The organism is Methanospirillum sp. (assembly GCF_028679455.1).
Taxonomy (GTDB): Archaea; Halobacteriota; Methanomicrobia; order Methanomicrobiales; family Methanospirillaceae; genus Methanospirillum.
In genome coordinates this window covers 1-6,937 of the sequence record NZ_JAJRBM010000263.1, presented here as the reverse complement: position 1 = coordinate 6,937, position 6,937 = coordinate 1, and the positions used below count along the sequence as shown (strand labels likewise).

The window sequence follows — 6,937 nt, the reverse complement described above, 5'->3', positions numbered from 1 at the left end:
ATATCTCTATGATCCCATGTATCATGGCCCGCTTCTGTATTATCTGACAGGTGCGGCGTTTTTACTGTTTAAGGATTCTGATACCATTGTCAGGTTTTTACCCGGGCTTTTTGGTGCAGCGATAATTCCCCTTTTCTATATATTATACCGGGAAGGGTGGCTTACCCGCAACTATGCTATAGTTGGTGCATTTTTCTTTGCGATATCTCCCTCAATGGTGTATTTTTCCCGTTTTCTTCGCCATGATATATTTCAACTCTTCTTTACTGTACTTCTGCTCGTATGTCTTCTCCTCTACTTTGACAAGGGGAAGTGGCAGTATGCAATTGGTGGAGCTGTATCTGCTGCATGTGGTCTTTGTCTCAAAGAGGATATGCCGTTTACCCTGTTGATACTAGGTTCTTTTTTCCTGTTCATGTTACTCAATGGCAGAATCGCATTACCTGATACCTGGAAACGGGATCTTATCTCCGGAATACTTGTAATGGCAGGAATCGGAGCGGTATGCTATACCACCTTCTTTATACATCCTGAGATGTTTTTTCAGGCACCATTTAAGGCGATTGAGCATTGGATGGGTATCAATGGTCAGTGCCGTCTCTGTGGTGGGCCTTACTGGTATCTTCTCATTCTGGGATTGTATGAACTTCCTATAGCCCTTCTTGCGATGGCAGCAGTATGGCAGTATGGCATCCGTGAAAAAGGATTTTCGTGCGTAATTACAGAAATTAAGTCGTATCTGCGCCGTCTACAAGGCAGGGAAGGATTTGTCCGTTCATTCCGTGGTATCCCGGATCGTTCGCAGTTTATCTTTCTCCTGGCACTCTACTGGACCATTCTGGCAATGCTTTTTTACGCCTATGTCGGAGAAAAAGTCCCCTGGCTTATTATTCATCAGCTCTTCCCGATGATTCTCCTTGCCTCATATGAGGTTCAGTCTCGTGGGAAGATTATTGCGGTGGTAATTGCAGCCATCTTCCTGATCGTGATGATGGCCCATGTCTGCTATACTCCTGCAGACATCAATGAACCTATTGTGCAGGTTCAGAATAGTGAGGATATGCGGGAAGTTATGCGGCTCATTGATAATTCCAATTCAGTAGTTGTGGCAACTGAATCATACTGGCCACTACCCTGGTATTATCGGGGAAACCGGTGGGATAAAATCACGTTCTATGGTAAGAAGGTAGAACCGTCTACCTTTGCGTCCCAGCATCCTGATCTCGTGATAACTCATGACACCGAGAGTTATGATACTCTTGCGGGTTATGACAAGAAGCAGTACAAACTCAGTTACTGGTTCTCATGGTATGATAATAAAGATCGAATTCCTGCGTATTATTTCCTTCGGGACGGAAAAACCGGCAGTATCAACCTTGATGTTTTTGTGAAACAGAAGTCTGGTGTCACTCTGTGACGCTCTCTTTTTTCCGTGTTTGAAACTGCTGCCAGTGACTGAAATAATTCCTTTGGGATTAATAGCAGATCTGGCTACGCAGGTCTTGGTTTTAGTGTTCTGATTTTGAGTGCCAGAAAAAAAGGAAACTGTAACCGGTACCACTAATTCAGAAAAAATATGTGGTGAACTCAAAAGAGTTCATCATACTGATGAGACTTCTTCGACTTTGTTGAAGAACGTTTCTTCCATCCGAAAGAACCTCCGCCACCTTTCCCGCTACCTCCCTTTCCGCCTCCGGACCCTCCACGTTTTTTCAGGAATAGGAAGATCCCTACAACGATGGCGATGATAATAATCAGAATGATCAGGTTAGTTAAAATGCCGAACAGTCCACTCAGGTCTGGTGCTGCACCAGCCTTCGCGGTCTGGTTGACCTCATTATTCAGATTCTGGGTATCGTTAAAAACATCAGTAGCCTTGGTGAATGCGTCCTCCGCTTTCTGGCGTGCTTCTGTGAATTTACTCTGATCAAAGAGTTCCTGTGCGTTTGATGCATATTCTGCTGCAAATTCCCGTTTGGTAATGATTGGTGCCAGACGCGGATCTGTCTCCATCTTTTTGTCTGTCTTAAAATAAGTGATCCATTCATCGGTCCGATCAATCGCCTCCTTTGCATCTGCTATTTCTTTTTGGGCGATCCCCATATCGAGATACGAGTATGCATCTTTGACATAGGTCTCTGCATTCTGCATGTAAATCTTTGCATTTGCAAATGTCTCTTTGGCAGCCTGGTTCAGTGCATCAGATGCATCCTTAACCTTCTGGTCAGCTTTTGAGGTATCAATCCCGTCTGCTTTGTATTTGGCAATATCATTCTGCAATGTCTTGACTTTTGTTTTGATTGAGCCGATATCTCCGGATAACTCATTGGGATTTGTAAGGAATGCGGTTACATTCCGTACCTGCTCTTTTACCCGGTTATTTGCACCGGTGGTGCTGACACTAACAACCTCGATCTGTTTTGATTTGTCAGTCTTTGGAGCATTTCCTTTCAAAGAAACCTTGACCTGCTCTTCCTGATCTTTATATGAAAGTTCCCATCCCGTAAGGGTGAGTTGACTTTTACTTGACGCAGGCCGGGTATTTTCTACTCCGTCAAGGATGATAGAATATGTCCAGAGTGGGTTTTCCAGCTGGGTTGAAAGGAGGAGATTCTCATCACTGGGAAATGTTTCACCTGCAACTGAAGTAAAGTCAATCTGAAAATCTGCAGTTACATTTGATTTTCCTGATTCAAGATCCCCGGCAGGTTTGACATTGACATATCCGACATCTACTCCTGCCAGAACCGGGGTGATTGCCAGTCCGATAAGAACCAGCAATGAGATAATTAGTGTTCCTGTCTTCATGCGTGACCTCATTCAAACAGTGGTTCGATGCTCTCATCGAGTTTGAGTACGTTCTCCTCGTCAATACGTTCTGAAGTTGCTTTGGTCTCTTTAGCAATCTCAAGCAGATTTGTAACACGGGGTGCATCAGCGATCGAAGCAAGGAGAACCACCGCTGCAACGTATCTGCTCTGGGCAGGAAAGTCTCCGCCCCTAACTTCAACACCGGCAATGTTCTCCTCAACCCAACTTTTTGCCTTCTCGATTCCTTTCCGATCCAGTTCATCAGGTGGTCCTGCAACCAGTACCAGGGCCCTGCTTGCTGTTGAATACTCACAGGGGAGTGTCAGCCGCCCAAGCATTGCCCTTCGGACCAGGGAGAGGATACGTGATGTCCGATCTTCCCCCATCAGTTTATCTTCAGGGCGCCGTTCTTCGACCTGTGGTCCCCTCCGAAGAACTCTTCCGAGTAATCCACGTTCAGGTTCCGGGTTCTGAACTCCTACTTCACTGATGGCATACCCAACTGAACTAATGCCCCCACCCTTCAGCGTGTTGATGATCTCACTTGAGTCTACCACCATCTCACCAACATTGCCTAAAGTTCCTACTTCACCTGCACGGAAGAGAAGGCCGAATCTTCGGACAACTTCTTCATTCAGGCGTTCAAAGGCTCCCTTGATACTTTCACCCTCATTCTTCCATGCGCTATTATCAAAAAGGATGACATTATCAGCTTCTTTCACTAAAGTGGCGAGGCTTCTTGCTGCATTATATGAATAGAGTCGTCCTTCTTCAGGTGCAGGGAGAATAGCAAGAACGTAGACCGGCTCGGTATAGATCTTTTTGAGATGACGGGCAAGGACCGGGGCACCACCCGATCCGGTCCCTCCTCCGAGACCGGCAACAATAATAAATGCCTCGGTTTCTCCGATCCCTTTCCGATCGATGGCATTCATCACGATATCAATCTCATCAAAGGTAATCTGGGCACCGGTGTCGTTGTCTGTCCCTACTCCATGCCCCTTCACCGTTGTCTGGCCGATGAGAACCCGATCTTCAAAATCGATGTTCTGAAGTCCCATGAGGTCTGTACGGGCAGTGTTGACCGCTATCGCCCGGAAGCTTCCTCCTGAGGCTCTTTGGTCAAACTCGATGAACTTATCAACGATCTTGCCTCCTGCCTGACCGAATCCTATAAAAAATACTTTCATTGTGGTAACACCAGTTGCCCTGAAATTATACGGTACCTTGATATTGCGTACATTTTACGTGTGTATACTCAAAAAGCTTCTTCAATAAGCGCGATGGGATTAACTAAGGAAATATGAGCGGAGATTTCAGATGCGGATAGGTATCATTGGTGGTGGACTAGCAGGGCTTGTTGCAGGATATGCTCTTGCAGGTAACCACGAAGTGGTCATATTTGAACGGGAATCCGATTTGGGTGGTCTACTTTCTTCGTATCGAAATGAGCGGTACTCAATCGAAAGGTTCTATCACCATTTCTTCTCAGGTGATACTGCTCTGATGAATCTCTTAGAAGAGCTTGACCTGACTAACGATATCATCTGGCTCTCGGGTTCCACCGGTTCATTTACGGATGGCGTTATCCACCCGCTAACTACCCCTATGGAGATCCTCCGTTATCAGTATCTGAGTTTCATTGACAAGATACGACTTGGGATGTTTACGATGCAGGCGTCCGGGCTGGACATGACTCCCCTTGATGCCATTACCGCACGGGAATTTATCGTATCCAGGCTTGGAGAGCGCATATATCATTCATTTTTTGAGCCGCTTCTAAAATCCAAGTTTGGTCAGAATGCGGATCAGGTATCGGCTGCCTGGTTGATCAGCCGTGTTGCCATCAGATCTAACCGTGGGGTTGAAGGAGAGCGTCTGGGATATCTTAAAGGAGGTTTTTCAGTTCTGATCGATCGACTCTCATCTGCTGCATCAGAGCGGGGATGTAGAATCAATACCGGAACCCCGGTCACTTCGGTTACCCGGATTACCTCCCCGAAGGGATCAGGCTGGGAAATAAATGGTGAATGCTTTGATCTCCTGATTGGTACAGTCAGCCCCCGGATCCTGACAGATCTTGGAATTTCCGGTATCCCTGACATTCCGTATCAGGGAGCAGCCTGCATGACGCTCGCGCTCTCCCGTGATGTGGCGCAGGGTATATACTGGCTGAACGTTACCGATCCCGCTCCCTATGGCGCAGTCGTATCTCACACCAATTTTGCCCCGTTTGAATGGTATGGAGAACATCTGGTATACCTGGCATCATACTTTACCGGCACTCCTGATCCTGCATTACAAGAGAAGATGCTATCTGACTTCTGCACTAAATTCTCAGTAGATCCTCAGGAAGTACTCTGGACCAGAATTGCAATTGATCGCGATGCAGGTCCGCTGTATCTCACCGGATATAAACACAATCTAATCGAGCCGTCTATTCCCGGTCTGTACCTTGCAGGTATGTTTTCACCTGAAAATTACCCTGAACGGAGTATTGAAGGCTCTATCAAGGCAGCCCGGCGAGTCGTGGAGGGTATCCAAAGCTGTGAATACTAATTCCAAATCTTTCATCTCTGTGGTTATTCCTGTATACAATGATATATCTGCGCTGAAAAAAGCGATTCCCCAAACTCTGCAACTGATGGAGCAGAATTATTCAGGGTTTGAGATCATCATTGCAGAAGATGCAAGTACTGATGGTTCTGCTGAATGTGCTGCATCATGGCAGGAAAGAGACTCACGAATAGTCCATCTTCATCGTGATCAGCGCCTTGGACGCGGTTCTGCCCTTTCTACCGCAGCAATGCGGGCAAAGGGTGACATCTTCTGCTACTTTGATGTTGATCTTGCCACTGACATGGCATACCTTCCCCAGATTATCAATGTGGTTGATGAAGGCGCCGATATTGCGACCGGCTCGCGCCTTCTATCTGATAGTGATATCACACGCAGCCTGAATCGTGAGATCAAGAGTCGCGGGTATAACTGGCTGGTTCGCTTTATTCTCAGAAGCAGGTTAAACGATCATCAGTGTGGATTCAAGGCATTCCGAAGAAATAAACTCCTTGCTCTTCTTCCTGAAATCTGTGATACTCATTGGTTCTGGGATACTGAAGTTCTGGTCAGAGCTCAACGAAAGGGGTTTCAAATAGCAGAGATCCCGGTACTCTGGCGTGAAGGGCCCGGAACGACAGTCAAATCACAGGATATCTGGAAGATGGGCCGATCAATTCTGAATCTCTGGTGGAGAATTCATGTATCGTAAGATCGCTGCGCTGATTCTTTCTCTTCTATTTGCCTGCGGTATCATCGGGGCAATGCTCTGGCGTGTCTGGGGGGATCTGACCAGTACTCTTCAATATCTTCATCCTCTCTATCTCATTCCTGCAGTTCTTATCTGTACTCTTGCATGGTTCTCCCGGGGATGGAGGTATAAGGTAATTCTTTCCCGACTAACGGTGGTAGTGCCGACGATATTTGCAACCGCCTGTATCTACCTCTCGCAGACGGTAAACCTTCTGGTTCCGGCGAGACTGGGAGATCTGATCAGGATCGTCCTGATACGGCATGAGTATAACTCAACCGTCTCACAGGGCCTCTCCTCAATTGTGGTAGAACGGGTCTTTGATATTCTCACGGTTGCCCTACTGGGTCTGGTCTCGGTTCTCTTTGTTCTGAATGTTCCGGAATGGATGCTCTCGCTTATAGCAGTGCCCCTGATACTAGGAGTTCTCTTTTTTGCGATTTTGCTCTTTATGGGCCGGTTAACTTCAGATAATAAATATCTGGGTTATTTCCTGACCATGCTTGCTGAGGTGAAGGCAGCATCCCTCACTCCTTCGTCGGCGTTGATCCTGTTTTTTTCATCGATGGCGATCTGGTTGATGGACACGATAATCTGTCTGGCAGTCGCAGCAATGTTCGGGCAGGAGATGCCATTCGCAGTTGTCCTTCTTGCGGTTGTGGCCGGGAATCTGGTAAAAGCGGTTCCCATAACTCCGGGTGGTCTTGGAACCTATGAAGTCTCCCTTGCACTTATTTTTGAGTTATCAGGGGTTGCCCCGGCAACAGCAACCCTCATTGCGGTTGTTGATCACCTGATTAAGAATCTTATTACCGTACT

At 46.8% G+C, this 6,937-nt stretch carries 6 protein-coding genes; 4 read left to right on the top strand and 2 right to left on the bottom strand.

The window, feature by feature from the left end:
* Positions 1-1,417 (top strand): flippase activity-associated protein Agl23 (locus LUQ50_RS08795; protein ID WP_300039297.1); only part of this gene is annotated, 1,417 nt, incomplete at its 5' end.
* 170 nt (positions 1,418-1,587) lie between these two features.
* On the opposite strand, the gene LUQ50_RS08790 is transcribed toward LUQ50_RS08795, so the two are convergent.
* On the bottom strand, positions 1,588-2,808 hold the full coding sequence (locus LUQ50_RS08790) for a hypothetical protein (protein ID WP_300039295.1): 1,221 nt from the start codon (positions 2,806-2,808) through the stop codon (positions 1,588-1,590).
* Between the two features lie 8 nt (positions 2,809-2,816).
* A complete protein-coding gene (locus tag LUQ50_RS08785) occupies positions 2,817-4,001 on the bottom strand; it encodes a tubulin/FtsZ family protein (RefSeq protein WP_300039293.1) in 1,185 nt (394 codons plus the stop codon).
* Positions 4,002-4,131: 130 nt separating this feature from the next.
* Here LUQ50_RS08785 and LUQ50_RS08780 point away from each other — a divergent pair, with 130 nt between their 5' ends.
* The 3 genes from LUQ50_RS08780 to LUQ50_RS08770 form a co-directional block, all read left to right on the top strand.
* Entirely contained in the window at positions 4,132-5,370 is a 1,239-nt protein-coding gene (locus LUQ50_RS08780; RefSeq protein WP_300039291.1) for an NAD(P)/FAD-dependent oxidoreductase, read from the top strand.
* The gene (locus tag LUQ50_RS08775) at positions 5,360-6,079 is read left to right on the top strand and encodes a dolichyl-phosphate beta-glucosyltransferase (protein ID WP_300039289.1); all 720 of its coding nucleotides are present in this window, start codon (positions 5,360-5,362) and stop codon (positions 6,077-6,079) included. Before LUQ50_RS08780 ends, LUQ50_RS08775 begins: the two co-directional genes overlap by 11 nt.
* Positions 6,069-6,937: lysylphosphatidylglycerol synthase transmembrane domain-containing protein (locus LUQ50_RS08770; RefSeq protein WP_300039287.1), on the top strand; the 869-nt coding region annotated here is incomplete at its 3' end. The genes LUQ50_RS08775 and LUQ50_RS08770, both read left to right, overlap by 11 nt.

Coding starts and splice junctions, on each gene's coding strand:
- LUQ50_RS08790 (WP_300039295.1), bottom strand. CDS start 2,808: ATGAAGACAGGAACACTAATTATCTCATTGCTGGTTCTTATCGGACTG.
- LUQ50_RS08785 (WP_300039293.1), bottom strand. CDS start 4,001: ATGAAAGTATTTTTTATAGGATTCGGTCAGGCAGGAGGCAAGATCGTT.
- LUQ50_RS08780 (WP_300039291.1), top strand. CDS start 4,132: ATGCGGATAGGTATCATTGGTGGTGGACTAGCAGGGCTTGTTGCAGGA.